Source organism: Photobacterium chitinilyticum, from assembly GCF_004104355.1.
Classification (GTDB): domain Bacteria; phylum Pseudomonadota; class Gammaproteobacteria; order Enterobacterales; family Vibrionaceae; genus Photobacterium; species Photobacterium chitinilyticum.
Genome location: NZ_RJLM01000002.1, coordinates 55,899 through 75,318, shown reverse-complemented (window position 1 = coordinate 75,318; position 19,420 = coordinate 55,899). Strand labels below are relative to the sequence as shown.

The following is a 19,420-nucleotide window of genomic DNA, read 5'->3' as shown; positions in this document are numbered from 1 at the left end:
TGATGCCGATGTAACCTATTGGTTTGCATAATGCTTACACAGAGAAGCATTTGCACAAATTGCGTAAATGTGACTCGTGTTGCATATATTGAATTTATAATCTCGGTTGTATCGCGTAAGTTTTGCACAATAAAAAGCATTGGTTAGTATTGTGTATATGTTTCTTTGCGATTTGGTGTCAAATGTTAGACATTGGTTTCCGTCGCCTACCGATAGATTGTTCTATCTCTCCAACGTTGATGGCTTCTATTGAAGCGCTCTCGAATGGTGAGTGGCTCGCTCATGTTAATCGTGCCTGCTATGACGGCGCATGGGATGTATTCCCATTGCGCGGCCTTGCAAAGTATCAAAACCAGTCCCCAATCCTGCAGGCATTTGCGTTGGAAGAGTCAGAATCTGAAGCAGATTTTGATAACTATGCTTCGCTACAGAGCTGCCCGGAGCTGACCACTTTTCTCAATCAGCTAAGTTGTCCCATTCTTTCTGTTCGATTAATGCGTTTGAGCCCCGGCGCGGCGATTGCTCCGCACCGTGATCACGGATTGTGTTTTTCGAAGGGACAGGCTCGACTCCATCTATGTCTGCAAACTGATCCCGATGTCGAGTTTATCGTCGAGGGCGAGTCGGTCCATATGGGTGAGGGGGAATTTTGGTACCTCAATGCCGATATGGAACATGCGGTCTACCATCGGGGAAGCAAAGACCGTATCCATGTAGTGATTGACTGCATTGCCAATGATTGGCTGCGAAATATGTTGGGTCTGCCGGAGCATCGTGAGCTAGCGGACTCTTCAGTTCCAGAGCGGCAAGCTTGGTTAACCAAATTGGCTGAGCAGATTGTGTCCTGTCCGCATGAAGAGCGTTACGGATTACGTCAGCCGGTAAGGGAACTGGCAACCAGCCTAGCTAAATTGGTCGAGCTGGAATTGCATCCTGATATTTTCCTGGACACTGATTTTACCATGACACCCTTTGGGAAAGCGGTATCGATGACAACGGCAGCGCAGTGTGCGGAAGAAGTGTTGCGCACAGCGGTGCTTGTACGCGGTATTCATCAGGCCATCAGTGAAAGATTACCCTCTGAACAACCAGTTTCTGTGTTATATGCCGGAACTGGTCCTTTTGCGACTTTGCTACTGCCTCTGATGGGAATGTTTTCAGCAGCCCAGCTTCAGGTAACCATGCTCGATATTCACGCCGAGTCTTTGGAGAAGCTCCAATCTTTAGTCGAAGCGTTTGGTTTGGAAGATCGCGTGGCAGATTATATCTGTGCCGATGCAACCAGTTGGCAGTCTGAAGCCCAGTTTGATTTGGTTGTGTCGGAAACCATGAAGGCAGCGCTGGCTACAGAGCCGCAGGTCAGTGTTTTCTCGCACTTGGTGTCATATCTTAAACCGACAGGAACATTGATTCCGCAGGCCGTTGAGCTGACTGTGAACGGGCTGGATCTCAACGGTAAACGCATACCGTTAACGGCCAAAGGACGGCTGGATCGGACAACAGCGTGTGATTTTGCTAATGGTAATCACCAAGCATTGGATATGAGTGCACCTTTACCCGATCAGGGCAGTATTCAGGCCATCGAGATTTGCACTGAAATTCAAGTTTATGGGCATCACCGATTAACCGACTATGACTGTAGCCTTAACCTTCCTTTCGTGATCCCGTTTTCACTGCCGACACAGCAAATAATCAGTGGTTTTAACAAGTCAGAGGCTGGAGGTGATGTACAGCTGGCATATTCCACAGGTTCAGAGCCGGGTTACACCTTATCGTTCATACCATCAACTACTGACACTACAGCTATCGAGGGTTAAGAATAATGCGAAAAGGATCACCTGTAGAATTAGATCAGCAACGTCGTCGTTTTATCGGCTCAAGTCTTGCCGCCTTTGGCGTGGCCAGTGTGGCGGGGTTACCAGCGCCGGCATTTGCCAATAATCAATTATCAACAGAAAGAGCCTCTAAAGATAACTGCAGTCGATTGACGGAGCTGCAGGTTGCTTCAATGGGAATAAACGCGCCAACCTTTACGGTTGAAACGCCACAAGGTGAGATGCAGACATTGACACGCCAGCTTCGTATGGCGCGACGATATCAGGATCTCTTGTATCTCTCCTTCCAGAACGAGTCTTCAATACATGTCTATGATTCAACCTCTTTGCTGCCTCGATTCGAAATCCCATTCGGTGCTCAGCTAGGCATATTAAAAGACTTTGCAGTGAGCGAAAGTGGCGATGTTTTTGCGCTTTTTACCGGCCGACACACCATTACTCATCTGAGTTCAAACGGGGCTTTCGTCCAGACAATTGGTGAGTTTGGCATTGATAAACCCCAGCAGTTAAACGGGCCTAGTTCACTGACGATAGATTCCCTGGGTAATATTCATGTCTGGGACTCCGGGGCACGAAAAATAAAAGTATTCACTCCCGATAACCAATTTGTACGCCAGTACGGTCAGGCGCGATTTAGCCCGGTACAGATGGTGAGAAGTATTGACGGGCGAGATCCTATCGTGGTGATTGGTGGTAATAGTGGAGACCAAGTCTGGTCATTTCAGGTTTAGTGATAAAGAAGTGAATTAGAATGATAAGACAAAAACAGCAGCAACAAACTCAGCCGCTTGGTTTTGCTGAACCTGTAGTGGATGATTTACTTAAACACTCGCTGAGAGAACAGCTTGAGTCTTTGACTAAAGCCAAGTTGTCTGATTGGGAGCGAAGGGACTTATTACAGAAGAGTTTTACCAAAGCGATTGAAGCTGTTTTGCTAGAAGAAAAAGTAGAACATCATACTTTAACCAAGTTGTTTACGGACATGTATGACTGTGCGGCTTTATCCATGGCGCAAGCTGGACTTAGCCAGGAACAGTTAACTTGTCAGTTCGTGAGCGAATCGGGGTTAATTATGTCCCCCCTTAATTGCCGTACCACGATTAAAGATATCTATCGTATAAGTGGGTTTGCCCGCGGTGTTGATAAAGCAGTAAAAGGGCAGTTAGAACATAAAAAACAAATTCATATTTTATATCCTGCTTGTGGGCCATTTGCTCCGTTATTGCTGCCATTGTTGCAGTTTTATAAAGAGCAGGGAAATATTACGAGCGAACAGCTAAAAGTGACTTTAGTTGATATTCAGCCGGGAGCCATATTAGCCCTTCGTCAGCTTATCACTGACCTTTCTATCAGCGATTACATTGAGGAAGTTGTTGAGCAGGACGCAACTCAGTATGTCCCTCAACATGATATCGATCTGTTGGTGCTGGAGGCTATGCAGCATGGTTTCACGAAAGAAGGCCAGCTTAGTATTGCAAAGCATTTGATCCAGTTTCTTTCTATTGATGGTTGGCTAATTCCAAAAGAAATATCGGTACGTGGAATTCTGATTCATGGTGAAACTGAGTTTAATCAACAATGGAAAGATGTTGAGTATACGCATTCACAATATGTCAGTGACAACGCTCAAGCGGATAGGGTTGAATTGGGCGAGATCCTGAAAGTGTCGAAATCTACCTTGCTTGCAATGAAAGAGATTGAACTTGATGACGGAATAAAAGTTGTTGAGGCTAATACTGTTTTATTACCAACAGGCATTCAAGATGTGAAGGAACGCATTTTTGCTATATATGCTCGTGTAGAAACGTTTGATGAAGAGTCGGTAGAGCAGTACGACTCAGGTATCAGCCACCCGTTACCTGATATGACATTCTATATCGATAGTCGTCCAAAGGCTCCGGAGTTAAAGCATTTTATCGTTAATAGCGGTGATGCTGTCAAATTTTACTATCAGTTAACTGGACTACCAAGGTTTATACCTACGAAGGCCAGTGCGTAATCTATTAAATCGTGGAAAGGGATATTAGGGAATAATATGCAGCAACCTCTGAAGATTGTTATTTTTTCCTCAAGCTGTATGTGTTTACCATTGGTGAATATGTTACAGAATAAACATCTGTTAGTTGGTGTGGTTGTGACGGTTAGTACGGATCCTCTAGCAAATGCAGATACTCAGCAATTAGTTGCTAACTTACAAGCAATGTCGATACCTATTGCTTCTTTTTCAGAAGAAGAGTCTCTAGCCGCTGAACTTGATAGCTGGCAGGCCAATATGGGGGTAGTTTTTAATTTCCCCAAACGAATTCCTTATCAAATAGTTAATTATTTTGCTGGTGAAATATTCAATATTCATGCATCAGACCTTCCAAATTATAGAGGAAGTATGCCTGTTTATTGGCAGCTAAGGCATAACCTGGATGAAACGAAGCTAACATTACACAGACTAGTGCAACAGTTTGACAGTGGTGATATTGGTCATCAGCTGTCTTTGCCCATTCACCCTTTTGATAATTTTCAGACATTGAATATGAAGATAATGCAACTGGCACCTCAGTTAGCCAGTGAATTTATTGAATCATTTAAAAATCAGTCAGTTGTCTGGATACCTCAGCGTGAGTTAACAGAATATGATTATGCTGCCGGGCGGCTGACCACTGAAGATTTACAGCTAAATTGGAATAAAAATACCGTTGATGAGTATATCGGGGCGACTAAAGCCGGTAATCCGCATCATGGCGGGATATCGGTGACATGTGCGCAAGGGCCGTTTCAGATATTACAGATCTCTAAAAGTCAGCAGCCTACCTATGGTGCTGAGCCCGGTACCGTTTTATTGGTTGATAAGTTTAAAGGCTGGGTGGTTGCAGTCACTAACGGTAGTGTGTCATTGGATGTCGTGGCGAGTCAGAGTGGTTATTTTTCCGGATATCAGTATGCCATCCGGTATGGGATAGATGCTGGCGTTCAGTTAATTTGAACCAGCATAGCTCATTATTTTGTAGTACGTAAGTTATTTGGGTTTTTGGTAATTTTGCTGTTGTGTTCGTTTTATTAATAGAAATTATCAATATATCGGGAATAAGGAGATGGAAACATGGAAACGTTTATAGGTTTTGTTTATCCCTGTGCATTTAATTTTCCACCGCGAGATTATGCATTTTGCTCAGGGCAACCTGTCTCAATTGCTGATAACACAACATTGTTTGCATTGATCGGTACCTACTATGGCGGTGACGGAAGGGTAACTTATGAGTTACCAGACTTGCGAGGACGTACACCAGTTGGATCTATGGAGATGGGTTATCCCACGCCTCCACTAAGCCCTATAGGTCTTGGATGGAGGGGAGGGCTGCAAATAACGAAACTGTCTTCCGCTCAATTGCCTGCGCACAGTCATTCTGCAACATTTACTCCCGATGGTGGTGATTCTTCCAGTGCAACTTTGGCGGTTTCTACGTCAGGTGGCGATCAAATTGCTGGAGAAGGCAATTACTTTGCAAACGGTAAGCAAGGTTTTAATAGCGTGAAAGGATTTGTTACGTCGGCTAATAAAGGAACGACGGTTGATATTGGTGGTTTAAATGTATCAGGGGCTGGAGGTGGTGGGACTGTAGCTGTTGGTGAAACAGGCGGCGATGCATTTATTGATATACGAAACCCGTATTTAGGAATGAATTACGTCATTGCTATGGATGGGCTATTTCCTCCGCGAAATTAGTCAATAAAAAGCAGTGAGTGATTATGAAGTGGCATAGTTAATTTGGTTACGCGTTTGAGTTCACTTAAGTCGCAGAAATTTTTATAACAATAAATTTGTAAATAGGGAGGTGAGGTAATGTATTCGTTTATGGGATTTGTCTACCCCTGTGCATTTAACTTTGCACCGAGGGATTATGCGTTTTGTGCCGGTCAAATTATTCTGATTTCAGATAATCAAGCGTTGTATTCGTTGCTTGGGTCGACATATGGCGGTGATGGAAGGTCAACGATGGGGCTGCCTGATTTACGCGGCCGTACACCCGTAGGCTCAAGCAGAATGGGGAGCCCTTTGCCACCATTAATTCCAATAGCTCCAGGAGAAATGTACGGAGTGCAATACACAACGCTTTCAGTAGCTCAGATGCCAACCCATAGTCATGTGGCATCTTTCACTCCAAGTGGTGGAGGCTCTTCTAGTGGAACACTGGCAGTTTCGACGTCAAATGGTGAGCAAAATGCCGGGGAAGGTAGTTATTTTGCCAATGGTAAGCAAGGCTTCAATAGTGTGAAAGGGTTTGTGGCTTCGGCGGATGTAGGAACGACGGTTGATATAGGTGGTTTAAATGTGTCCGGTTCTGGCAGTGGTGGCACAGTAGCAGTTGATCCGACAGGTGGTAGTAGCTCAATAGATATACGAAATCCTTACTTAGGGATGAATTACGTTATTGCTATGGAAGGGGATTATCCGCCTCGAAATTAACTAATAATTACTCGCAAGTGGTTAGTTTGCTTCTATGTTGATGTCGCTTTTGTAATGACAATAAGGAGGTAGTGTTATGGATTCATTTTTAGGCTTTGTCCATCCTAGTGCATTTAATTTTGCACCAGTCAATTACGCGTTTTGTGCAGGTCAAATTATTACGATTTCAGATAATCAAGCGCTGTATTCGTTGCTTGGGTCGACGTATGGCGGTGATGGAAGGTCAACTATGGGGCTGCCTGATTTACGGGGGCGTACGCCAATAGGTTTTGGGTCACCTTCTTTACCAACACTTAACCCAGTAGCTTGGGGGGAACTGGGAGGGAGGCAATATACATCGCTTTCAGTAGCTCAGATGCCTACCCATAGTCATGTGGCATCTTTCACTCCAATTGGTGGAGGCTCTTCTAGCGGAACACTGGCAGTTTCGACGTCGGATGGGAATCAAGATGCCGCGACAGGAAATTATTTTGCCAATGGTAAGCAAGGCTTCAATAGTGTGAAAGGGTTTGTGGCTTCGGCGGATGCAGGAACGACGGTTGATGTAGGTGGTTTAAATGTATCGGGTTCAGAAGGCGGTGGTGCTGTAGAAGTGGGTACTACTGGCAGTAGTACCCCGATAGACATCCGAAACCCTTATTTAGGTTTGAATTATGTTATTTCGATGAAAGGAATTTATCCGCCTCGAAATTAGTTCAATAGTGTTGGTGAATGATTGTTTAGTTTCTGTGTGGCTTTATCTATTTATGGCCGAAGCCAACTAGAGTTCAGAAAATGGAATAAGGAGATAAAGTAATGGAATCTTTTATTGGGTTTGTCTATCCGAGTGCATTTAACTTTCGCTCCTAGAAATTACGCTTTTTGTGCGGGTCAGTTGCTCCAAATCTCAGATTTTTCAGCATTATTTGCCCTAATCGGTGCGACTTATGGTGGTGATGCCAGAACATCAATGGGGGTGCCTGATTTACGGGGACGTACACCTGTTGGTAGTAGTGTTATGGGAACTCCATTGCCCCCTGTTTCTCCTATAGCGTGGGGACAAAGAGGAGGGGCTCAAGAGATTAATTTAGCTGTTTCTCAATTACCTGCTCATAACCACTTAGCCACATTTACTCCAAGTGGTGGAGGCTCTTCCAGTGGGACATTGTCAGTTTCGACGTCGGATGGAAATCAAGATGCAGCTGCAGGTAATTATTTTGCCAACGGTAAGCAAGGTTTTAACAGTGTGAAAGGGTTTGTTGCTCCAAATAATGTAGGAACAACGGTTGATATCGGTGGCCTCAATGTATCAGGTTCCGGCGGAGATGGTACTGTCGTCATTGATAATACTGGGAACGGAGCATCTATTAATATTCAAAACCCTTATCTGGGTGTTAATTATGTAATGGCGTTAATAGGTACTTTTCCTTCTAGGAATTAGTAATCAAAAGGCACGAAAGTGGTTATTTGATTATTAAGGTATATATTTCGTCAATCTTTGGTCGCAGAAGTAGAGTAAGCAGGGACGCTTATGGGTAATCTCATAAAGAAAATCAAGGCAAATGCAGAAGAAACTTTATTAGCTTTTACCAATCGAGGCGAAATACAAACGTCACTTTCAAAAATATTGAAAGTTTGCTCAATATTGTTGCTCGCTTTTTCCGTTTTTGCGAATGCTGCTTCTGTGTCGATTACTAATAATGATGGGAAGGGAGATGGTACATCTGGTGGAACTCAAATTCTTGCACAATCGTTTATCGCTACAAAGAATGGGCTTCTGACTAGTATAGGTTTTGCTAGTGGGTCATCTACACTTGGAACTTCATGTACTTTAAAGGTTTATAACGGCTCAGGGACAAGCAGTGAAGCTGTGCATTCTCAAAATATTGGCGTTTTGCCAAGTACGATAAATTCACTTACTAGTTTCTCTTTTTCGACATATGTTTTGGACCAAAGCTTACCTATTATAAGTGGTAATGCATATACCTTTGAAATTACTCCGTCAGATTGCAGTGACTTGCTATACGAACAGTCAGGTAGCTATTCTAGTGGTTCTTTATATGTGGGAGGCAGTATAGTTGGTGATTATGACTTACTATTCAAAGTTGTTCAGGGGGATGGTAACAGTTCGCCTACACTCTCTGGCTTACCGATAAGTGCCAGTGTTTCCGAAGATGTGGCTACAAGTATTGATTTATCATCAGTATTCGTTGCGGATGCTGATGGAGACACAGTGACACTGACGTTAGCCGTTAATTCAGGCGTGATAGCATCCAGTGATGGCAATGGTACTTTTTCGTCGGTAACGGTTTCAAATTCAGGAACTACCAGCATGACTTTGGCTGGCACTGCGTCGAGCATTAATAGCTATTTGGACTCAATAACTAAAATTAATTATACGACTGCTTCTAACTCAACTTCCTCTGTTACTCTGACGCTTACCCCTAATGATGGTACTGTCGATGGGTCTGCTGCAACATCGACTTTAAATATTAATGCTGTCAATGATGAGCCTTTACTCACTATAGGTGCAAATCAAAATAATTCGGGGGCTGATGCCGGCGTATTACAAACTGTTACTAGTTTTGCCAGTATGAGTTCTCCGGGTGGAGGAAGTGATGAAACCTCCCAGTCTGTCTCTTCGTTTATAATTAGTGAGGCTAGCGACCCGAATAATGTAGTTTCAGGCGTTGCGATAAGTAATAGCGGTACATTAACTTATACTCCGGCATCTAATGTTGCTGGAACTGCGACTATTAATGTGCAAGTACAAGATGATGGTGGTACTTCGAATGGTGGTGATGATACTTCGCAAGTATCGCAGTTTACGATTAGCGTTGACACGCTTGGTCCTGTAATCACCAACGTTTCTATTCCAAACTCTTCGCATAAAGTCGGTGATACGGTCACTGCTATGATTACCGTCGATTCTTCTTCTGATATCTATACGCTTAATACAAGTAATATCAACGGTTATTCATTAGGTAACTTAGCTAAGTTAACCGACACAACATATAGCGCAACTTTTTCTGTTGTCGATGGCAGCACCGATGTCGCAGCGGGCAGTGATGTAGCGGTTAACGCTACCCTCACAGATAGCGTCGGTAATGCCTCTAGCGCCTATTTAACAGCAATCAGTCAGTCAGACGATGCTATTTATGCTAACTACCCTAAAGTTTCACTGGGGGCTGATACCAATACCATCAATGAAGATGGCGGGGTCAGCACCCTTACGGCTTCGCTCACAAATAGTTTGAATAATCAGTGGCCCGAAGATATTACCGTTAATTTGTCCTATTCGGGGACAGCCACAATCACGGCGGACTATACCAAATCCGACAGTATTTTTATTTCCGCGGGCAGTAGTTCTGGCACCGCTGCGGTCACGGGCGTGGCGGATACCTTGTACGATGCGGCCAGCGCAGAAACGGTGATTGTTGACGTTTCTACTGTGTCGGTTGGCACTGAAGATGGTACTCAGCAACAGACAATTTCAATTACTGATGCCGAAGCGGCTCCTACTGTGTCGCTGTCTGTGGGCACGAGCACGGTGGCCGAAAATGGCGGCACTGCCAGCATAACCGCGACACTGGGGCATGCGACCTATGAAGATGTTACGGTTGGCCTGAGCTATTCGGGTACCGCGACAAGTGGTACCGACTTTGCGACACCGAGCAGTAGCATCACTATTTCAAGTGGCACTACCTCGGGCAATGCTGCAACGGGTATAACCGGCAGCGATGATGGTGACGAGGAAGGTGCTGAAACCATTATTATCGATGTCAGTAGTGTTGCTGGTGGCGGTGCTTCTGAAAATGGCGTTCAGCAACAGACAATCACGATCAGTGATGATGATGATACAACCCCGCCTGTGATAGCTAGCGTTTCTGTGCCTGCTGATAATACCTATGTTGCGGGTCAATCATTTAGTTTTACCGTCAATACCGATGAGGTCGTGACTGTCAGCGGTTCGCCCAGCCTGACGCTGAATATTGGCGGCACCACGAAATCAGCAGCCTATGCGTCGGGTTCAGGCTCTCAGGCATTGGTCTTTACTTATTCTGTCGAATCCGGTCTGGTCGATAATGATGGGATTTCGTTAACGGCATTGAGTATGAATGCCAACGAGATCCAGGACGCGGCAGGAAATGACTTAAATATTGCACTTAATTCAGTTGGTTCGTTGACGAATGTGCGGGTCGATAGTGTGGCACCGACGGTAACGGGAGTGAGTGCCAGTACGGCTGACGGTCAATATAAAGCAGGCGATAGTATTTCTCTTGCTGTAAGTTTTGACGAGGCAGTAACAGCAACAGGCTCACCGCGTTTATTGTTAGAAACGGGTACCACAGATCGTTATGCGGCCTATACATCTGGTTCGGGCAGCACCGCATTAATCTTCCAATATACGGTACAGACGGGTGATATCGCCAGTGATCTTGATTATGCCAGCACAACAGCGTTGGAGCTTAACAGCGGTACCATCAATGACAGTAATGGCAATGCAGCAGATTTGACGCTGGCATCGCCGGGTGCAGCCAATAGCCTGGGTGCCAATAAGGCGCTTGTGATTGATACTACGCAACCTACAGTCACGATCAGTAGCAATAAGTCTGTTCTGAAACGTGGCGAGACGGCCGCAATTAGTTTTACGTTAAGTGAAAGCAGCAGTGACTTCATCAAAGACGATGTTACCGTGGTTGGCGGAACACTAAGTGCACTTTCTGGTAGCGGAACAAGCTATACAGCGACTTTCACTCCTAGTGAGGATAGCAATGTCACTGCCACTATTGACGTGGTAGTTGGTAAGTTTACGGATAGTGCAGGTAATAATAATGCTGCGGCTATCCAAGAAATGATTAGTGTGGACACGGCCGTACCGAGCGTGGTGATCAGCGATGACACTACCGGGACGGCGACGGGGGATGTGACCTACACCTTCACCTTCAGTGAGTCGGTGACGGGCTTTACTGCGGACGACATCACCGTCAGCGGCGGCAGCAAGGGTGCCTTTACTGCCGTGAGTGGTGGCGTCTATACGCTAGTGGTGATGCCGGATGCGTCCAGCACCGCCAACATCACGGTGAATGTGGCCGCTAACGTGGTTACTGATGCGGCAGGCAATAACAACACCGCTGCGACCCAGAGCACACAGGCAGTAGACACGGCCGTGCCGACGGTGGCCATTACCGATGACACCACCGGGACGGCGACGGGGGATGTGATCTACACCTTCACCTTCAGTGAGGCGGTGACGGGCTTTGCCGCGGATGACATCACCGTCAGCGGCGGCAGCAAGGGTGCCTTCACCGCCGTGAGCAGCAGCGTATACACCTTGGTGGTAACACCTGATGCGTCCAGCACCAGTGACATCACGGTGAATGTGGCCGCCAACGTGGCCACCGATGCGGCAGGCAACAACAACACCGCCGCGACCCAAAGCATACAGGCGGTGGACACGGCCGTACCGAGCGTGGCCATTACCGATGACACCACCGGGACGGCGACAGGGGATGTGACCTACACCTTCACCTTCAGTGAGGCGGTGACGGGCTTTATCGCCGACGATATCACCGTCAGTGGCGGCAGCAAGGGTAGCTTCACTGCCGCGAGTGGTAGCGTTTATACGCTAGTGGTAACACCGGATGCGTCCAGCACCAGTGACATCACGGTGAATGTGGCCGCCAACGTGGCCACCGATGCGGCAGGCAATAACAACACCGCGGCGACCCAAAGCATACAGGCGGTGGACACGGCCGTACCGACGGTGGTCATTACCGATGACACCACCGGGACGGCGACGGGGGATGTGATCTACACCTTCACCTTCAGTGAGCCGGTGACGGGCTTTGCCGCGGATGACATCACCGTCAGCGGCKGCAGCAAGGGTGCCTTCACCGCCGTGAGCAGCAGCGTATACACCCTGGTGGTGACGCCGGATGCCAGTAGCATCAGTGACATCACGGTGAATGTGGCCGCCAACGTGGCCACCGATGCGGCAGGCAATAACAACACCGCCGCGACACAAAGCACACAGGCAGTAGACACGGCCGTACCGAGCGTGGCGATCAGCGATGACACCACCGGGACGGCGACGGGGGATGTGATCTACACCTTCACCTTCAGTGAGTCGGTGACGGGCTTTGCCGCGGACGATATCACCGTCAGCGGCGGCAGCAAGGGTGCCTTCACCGCCGTGAGCAGCAGCGTATACACCTTGGTGGTAACACCTGATGCGTCCAGCACCGCCAACATCACAGTGAATGTGGCTGCCAACGTGGCTTCCGATGCGGCAGGCAATAACAACACCGCCGCGACACAAAGTATCCAAACAGTCGATACCGTGCTGCCAAGCGTGACAATCACCAGCGACAAGACTAGCCTGAAGGCGGATGAAACCGCAACGATCACCATTGTTCTGAGTGAAGCCAGCAGCGACTTCAATATTGGTGATATCAGCGTGACCGGCGGTGAGTTGTCGAATTTCGTGGCAACCAGCAGTACTCAGTACAGCGTGCTCTTCACCCCGACAGCTAACTCAGAAACCAATGCGACGTTAGATATCAATGCAGATACCTTCACCGATGCGGCGGGCAACGGCAATACTGCAGCGACCCAGCTGGAGCTGACGGTCGATACCCAGGCACCGAGTGGGCACAGCGTGGTTATCGATCAGGCGCTGATTAACCGAAATAACGAGGCTGCGCTCAGCTTTACAGTATCGGGTCTGGAAAGTGCCGGTTCATTTACCTATCAAATCAGTGACGGTACCAACAGCGTGTCTGGTTCTTCGTCGGTAGCAATTGATGCTGTGAGTGAGCAAGTGACGGGGATTGATGTCAGTTCGTTGGCTGAGGGTACTTTGACATTGTCGGTGGTGATATCGGATGAAGCAGGCAATGCTGCCGCGAGCATTTCTGCGACGGTCGTGAAGAAATATAATGTCGCGCCGCAGTTGTCCGGCACGCCTGCAACCACGGTCAATGAGGACGCCGCCTATAGCTTTACCCCAACTCTGATCGATTCGGATCAGGGGGATACACATACCTATAGTATTGAAAACAAACCGGGCTGGGCGGAGTTTGATACCTCGACCGGTGCGCTCAGTGGTACACCGGATGATGCTGCGGTTGGCAGCTACAGTGCTGTTCAAATTAAAGTCTCCGATGGCACGGATGAGGATACCCTGGACAGCTTCAACATCGAAGTTGTCAATACCAATGATGCCCCGGTTGGGCAAAACTTCAGCTTTACCCTGGATGAAGCCGCCACTCTGGCGGTGGCTACTGCAAATGGTCTGCTCAGCAATGCGGCGGATGACGATACGGACAGTGGCGATACCTTAACGGTGTCCGTTGTCACAGGCCCTCAATATGGTCAGCTTAACCTAAGTGAAAATGGCAGCTTCAGCTATCAACATAATGGCAGTGAAAACCACAGCGACAGCTTTACTTTCCAGGTTATTGATGCGTCCAGTGCAAGATCTGAAATCCGTACCGTGAGTTTGACCATGAATGCGGTGGCTGATGCACCTGTTACTGTCAACGATACGGCAGCCACCAATGAGGATGTCGCAGTCATTATCAAACTGCTGGATAATGATTATGATCCGGAAGACGATATGGTGGCTTCCTCAGCTGCAGTGGTGACCCAGCCAGGCAAAGGCAGCGTAACAATTGCCAATGGTATTGCCACCTATACACCGACTGCCAATTTGAATGGACAGGACAGCTTCACCTATACGGTAAAAGATGCGGCCTTGAATACGTCGGCAGAAGCCACGGTAACGGTCACTATCGCGGCGGTCAATGACTTGCCTATCGTGAGTAACCAGACTGCGACGATTGATGAGGATAACGTCACTGATGCAATAGCGGTGCGTGCGGTGGCCAACGATATTGAAGATGGTAAGCCAACGGGTGATATAGCGATTGCCACAGAGCCGTCAATGGGTAGTGTGGCGATTGATCAAACTGCTGGCACTTTGGTGTACACACCAAACTTGAACGAAGTTGGGACGGATACCTTTACCTATACCATTACCGATAGCGAAAGTGGTGTTTCTGAACCAGCTATTGTGACGATAAATATTGGTGCGGTGAACGACCGTCCGGTCGCAGGTAATGACAGCGTAACCACTGATGAAGATGTGGCAACCACCTTGGCAATTTTGGCGAACGATACCGATATCGAAGATCAGAGCTTTAGCAAAAATGATATCACCTTGGAAAATCAAGGCAATGGTGCGGGAAGGTATGCGAAAGCGGAAGTCAGTATTCGGGACGATGGCAGCTTGGTGATCACGCCGCGTGCAAACAAAAATGGTACATTCAGCTTTACCTATACCCTGACTGATAGCGAAGGGTTGCAGTCTGCGCCTGCGACCGTAACGGTTACGCTTACCCCGGTCAACGATGCGCCAGTAGCGGAAGATAATACGGCTGAGCTGCAGGAGGAAGGCTCTTTCGAAGTCAACGTGTTGGGTAATGATACCGATGTCGATGTCAATGATAGCTTTGACCTGACCAGTGTGACGGTGGTAAATGCCCCGGCCAATGGCCAGGTTCAAGTGACGTCACAAGGGGCGATTGTCTATACCGCCAATGCCAACTATTACGGTGATGATACCTTCACTTATACAGTCAAAGATGCCGCAGGCGCGATCTCCAATGAAGCAACCGTGACGATGACTGTTACACCGGTCAATGATGCGCCGGTTGCGACCGCTCAGTCTCAAACGCTGGATGAAGATACCACACTGACACTCACACTGAGCGGGACAGACATCGAAGACGATTCCCTGGTGTACAGCATTACTGAAAGCACCAGTAACGGTAAACTTGAGCAGTTGAGTGAAAATAGCTGGCGTTATACACCGAATACCCACTTTAACGGTGCAGATAGCTTCAAGTTCAAGGTCAATGACGGCGAGCTTGACTCCGAACCGGTTGAAGTGTCGCTGACGGTTAATCCGGTCAATGACGCGCCAAGTGTACAGAGCCTGTCGGTAGACGGAGAAGAAGATAAAGCCCTGGCCATTACTCTGGCAGGCAGCGATGTGGAAAGCTCGTCACTGACATATCAATTGGTGACGCAACCGGAAAATGGCAGTGTTCTGTTGAGTGGCAATGAAGTGACGTATCAGGCGGATGCTAACTTCTTCGGTCAGGACAGCTTTACCTACAAGGCCAATGACGGTGAGCTGGATTCGGTACCTGCGACAGTTACGATAACAATTGCAGGGGTCAATGACGCACCGACGATCAGTGGTACGCCAGACAATTCGGTTGATGAAGATACGGCTTATCATTTCGCCCCTGTGGGTCTTGATAATGATACGGCGGACACACTGAGCTTCAGTATCGCCAATAAGCCGAACTGGGCCAACTTTGATGAGGCAACCGGGGTTCTGAGTGGCACGCCAGGCAATGCTCATGTTGGCATTACCAGTAATATTGTCATTTCTGTGTCGGATGGCACGGAAAAAGTGTCGCTGCCTGCCTTTAGTCTGACGGTTAATAATGTCAACGATGCACCGGTGATCAGTGGCAATCCGGCCACGGAGGTTAATGAGGATAGCGCCTATTATTACAAACCGCAGGTGACGGATGTTGACAGTACGTCGTTGACATTCAGCATTACCAACAAACCGACTTGGGCTAGCTTCGATGAAGCGACGGGGACGCTGAGTGGTACCCCTGATAACAGTCATGTCGGCACGACCAGCGGGATTGTGATTTCGGTCTCTGACGGGGCGGCAAGCGCCTCACTACCTGCCTTCAATCTAACGGTGAAAAACGTCAATGATGCGCCGGTGGGTGAGTCTTTGTCTATCAATTTGGACGAAGATGCAAGCGCTGACATTACACCGGCATTGTCCGATGTGGATAGTAGCAACCTGACACGGAAGGTGGTTTCTGCACCATCACATGGTTCGTTGGTGGCAGTCTCGAATGGCTGGACCTATACCCCTGCCGCAAACTACAACGGTAGCGATGTTTTCGAGTACCAGGTGAGTGATGGTCAGGCGTCGTCGGTGACTTATTCCGTGACGTTGAACGTTACTGCCGTGAATGATGCCCCTGTTGCTTTGGATGACAGCTTTGCTCTGACAGCTAATGATCAGGCGGCTTATACGTTGGATGTTCTGACCAATGATACGGATGTTGATGAAGACACATTGCAGCTGAACTGGGTGAAACCAACTTCAGGGCAGGCCAGCCATCAAGATGGCAAGATCCTGCTGGCTACCACACAAAGCGGTACGGTAACGGTGCAGTACGGGGTTATTGATGGCAACGGCGGGAAAGCGACGGCTAAAGCTACGGTGACCATTAAGAGCAACAAACTGGAGGTACCGACGATCACGGCACCGGATGAAGTGGAAGTGAATGCGACCGCCTTGTCGACCAAAGTGGATCTGGGGACAGCGGTAGCCTTTGACAGTACCGGTAAACCATTGCCTGTTTCTCTGGCCGAGAACACGACCTTCTTCCGTCCCGGTGTGAATACTGTGTACTGGCAGACGGAAGACTCACAAGGAAATGTGGCCGAAGCGAGTCAGAAGGTGACTGTTCATCCATTGGTGAGCATCGAAAAAGACGGGGAAACCACGGAAGGCACTTCGCATACTGTGAAAGTCTACCTCAATGGTTCGGCCCCTTCGTATCCAGTGACGATCCCTTATACCGTGTCAGGAAGCAGTACTGGGCCTGGTGATAATAACGCAGATCATTCACTGACAAGTGGCGAAGTGAACATTACGACAGGCACTGTCGGGGAGATTACTTTTAAGGTGAACTCTGATGAGGTATCTGAAGGAGCAGAAACCCTTACCATTGCGTTGGATTCATCCCTGAACCTGGGCAGTAAAAACCAGTATACGCTGACTATCTATGAGCAGAATGTCGCGCCGAAAGTGAGCGTAACAGTGAAGCAGGGTGAAGAGCAGCGAAGCAAGGTGGAAAACAGCGATCAGGCTGTGACTGTTACCGCAACGGTAGCTGATCCGAACGCCGGAGATACCCATACCTATGCCTGGGTAGCCGCTGATGACAAGCTGACAGCAGCCATTGCGGGTCAGACGCAGGGAGCTACCCTGAGCTTCTCGCCATCAGAGCTGAGCTCGGCGATTTATCACTTGCAGCTGACGGTGACGGATAGCGGGCCGCTGTCAGTGAAAGAAGACGTGTACCTTGAGGTTGTAGCTGCTCTGGCAGTGCTTGGTGATGCAGACAGTGATGGTGACTTGATCCCGGATAACCAGGAAGGTCACACCGATAGTGATAATGACGGTATTCCGGATTACCAGGATGCTATTAGTGATTGTAATGTGATCCAGGAAACGGTCTCTGACCCGTCAAGTTATCTGGTCGAAGGGGATCCGGGGGTCTGCCTGCGCAAAGGGGTGACTGTAGCTGGCAATGAAACTGGCGGAACCCAATTGCTCGATACGGAGGTGACTACACAGTTGGGTGAGGATGAAGCCGCGGATAATATTGGCGGGATCTTTGATTTTGTTGCAACGGGTCTGCCGCAGGTGGGGCAAAGCTATCGCGTGGTCTTCCCGCAGCGTCGTCCGATCCCGGCCAATGCCGTATACCGTAAGTATAGGAATAAGGAAGAAGATGGTATAAAAGGTTGGGTCGACTTCGTTGAAGATGCCGAGAATTCACTGGCCTCGGCACAAGGTGAAGCAGGTTACTGCCCGCCTCCGGGGGATGCCAGCTGGACGCAGGGACTGACAGAAGGTCACTGGTGTGTGCAGCTGACTATTCAGGATGGTGGCCCGAACGATGATGATGGTGTCGCCAACGGCAGCGTGGTGGATCCGGGCGGTGTTGCCGCGAAAGCGACCAGCAACACGATACCGAAAGCACAGGGGGATACTGTCTCCGTTAGCCGTAATGGCCATATTATGATTGATGCTCTGGCCAATGACAGTGATACCGATGGCCATGCGCTGACCATTGCCAATGCCACGGCGGACTTCGGCTCAGTAGATGTGGTCAATAACTGGCTGAGTTATACCGCCAAGGATCAGTTCTATGGTGTGGCGACTATTAGCTACAGCGTGACGGATAATAATGGCGGGACTGATTTTGCGGATGTTACTGTGAAAGTCGTGAACAGTCAGACACCGGTGGCGGTGGATGATGAAGTAGTAACCGATGATCGGACGTCGCTGGTTATCCAAGTGCTGAGTAACGACAGTGACCCGGACGCTGACACGTTAACCATTGTCTCTGCGGTGGCGCAAAACGGGATTGTGGCGATTACCAGCGATCAGACCTTGTCGTATACACCAAAAGTCGGGTTTGAAGGTGTGGATACCATCACCTATGTGATCCGGGATTCGAATGGGCTGGAGGATACAGGCTTGGTTAAAGTCACAACGAAATTGACTCAGTCAGTGACTGTGGAAAATGAAGCGGGCGGTAGCCTTGGAGGGCTGACATTAGCCCTGTTAGCTCTGCTTGGTCTTACTCGACGAGTAGGAAAACGTGGATGGTTGATGCTGCTGGCTTTGCTGAGTTTTAATAGCCAGGCCAGCTGGTTTGTCGAATCAGATCTTGGTGTGAGCAATGCAGATGAGCGTTCTGGGCTTGAAGCGGGGACTGTTGTCGACAGTGATGATTCTGATTTTTACTGGACGGTAGGCGTCGGGTATGAATTCGGCTCGGACTGGGCGCTGACAGCACGCTATATCGATCAGGGACAGGGTAGTGCAACGATCCGCAACAATACGGCTACGCCAGAGGAGTACCATCAAAGTGTTGCAAAGTTTTCACCTGTGCTGGCAAGTGGAATTGGACTTGATGTGCGTTATTCGCTCTGGCAGGCAGATTCAGTCTATCTGGATGTGAGTGCCGGAGGTATGTATTGGGAAACCGATTTTGATAGCACCTATCAAGGAAACACTATCAGCAGCAGTGATGATGGCGTTGATCCTTATCTGGGTGTCGAGCTTGGCTACGAGATTGATGATAGCTGGACTATAGGGCTGGGTGCGACCCGGTACTTTATTGATGCTAATGATGTTGACGGCTTTGCACTCAAGCTGAAATATCTCTTTAGCGAGGACGAATAGTCACCTCGGTTGGTTGTGTTAAAAGCAGTGTGGGTCGTATTGGTTCAAGCTTTAAGC

Annotated in this window: 9 protein-coding genes; all 9 read left to right on the top strand. The window is 48.4% G+C overall.

The window, feature by feature from the left end; genetic code table 11:
* Nucleotides 1-182: 182 nt before the first annotated feature.
* The 9 genes from EDI28_RS06570 to EDI28_RS06530 all read left to right on the top strand — a co-directional run bounded on the left by EDI28_RS06570 (nucleotide 183) and on the right by EDI28_RS06530 (nucleotide 19,363).
* Nucleotides 183-1,817 carry an aspartyl/asparaginyl beta-hydroxylase domain-containing protein gene (locus tag EDI28_RS06570; protein WP_199287385.1) on the top strand — a complete coding sequence of 545 codons (1,635 nt, stop codon included), beginning with the start codon at nucleotides 183-185 and terminating at the stop codon, nucleotides 1,815-1,817.
* Nucleotides 1,818-1,822: 5 nt separating this feature from the next.
* Entirely contained in the window at nucleotides 1,823-2,566 is a 744-nt protein-coding gene (locus tag EDI28_RS06565; protein WP_128783061.1) for an NHL repeat-containing protein, read from the top strand.
* Nucleotides 2,567-2,643: 77 nt separating this feature from the next.
* Complete coding sequence (locus EDI28_RS06560) at nucleotides 2,644-3,834, top strand: SAM-dependent methyltransferase (protein WP_199287384.1); 1,191 nt, start codon at nucleotides 2,644-2,646, stop codon at nucleotides 3,832-3,834.
* 36 nt (nucleotides 3,835-3,870) lie between these two features.
* Nucleotides 3,871-4,812, top strand: a complete 942-nt coding sequence (locus tag EDI28_RS06555) for a methionyl-tRNA formyltransferase (protein WP_128783059.1) — start codon at nucleotides 3,871-3,873, stop codon at nucleotides 4,810-4,812.
* Between the two features lie 117 nt (nucleotides 4,813-4,929).
* Nucleotides 4,930-5,553 (top strand): phage tail protein, encoded by a 624-nt coding sequence (locus EDI28_RS06550; RefSeq protein WP_128783058.1) that lies wholly within the window; start codon nucleotides 4,930-4,932, stop codon nucleotides 5,551-5,553.
* Nucleotides 5,554-5,670: 117 nt separating this feature from the next.
* Entirely contained in the window at nucleotides 5,671-6,294 is a 624-nt protein-coding gene (locus tag EDI28_RS06545; protein WP_128783057.1) for a phage tail protein, read from the top strand.
* Nucleotides 6,295-6,370: 76 nt separating this feature from the next.
* Complete coding sequence (locus tag EDI28_RS06540; protein WP_128783056.1) at nucleotides 6,371-6,988, top strand: phage tail protein; 618 nt, start codon at nucleotides 6,371-6,373, stop codon at nucleotides 6,986-6,988.
* Nucleotides 6,989-7,102: 114 nt separating this feature from the next.
* Nucleotides 7,103-7,714, top strand: a complete 612-nt coding sequence (locus tag EDI28_RS06535) for a phage tail protein (protein ID WP_128783055.1) — start codon at nucleotides 7,103-7,105, stop codon at nucleotides 7,712-7,714.
* Nucleotides 7,715-8,335: 621 nt separating this feature from the next.
* Nucleotides 8,336-19,363 (top strand): tandem-95 repeat protein, encoded by an 11,028-nt coding sequence (locus tag EDI28_RS06530; RefSeq protein WP_164918488.1) that lies wholly within the window; start codon nucleotides 8,336-8,338, stop codon nucleotides 19,361-19,363.
* Nucleotides 19,364-19,420: the final 57 nt, after the last annotated feature.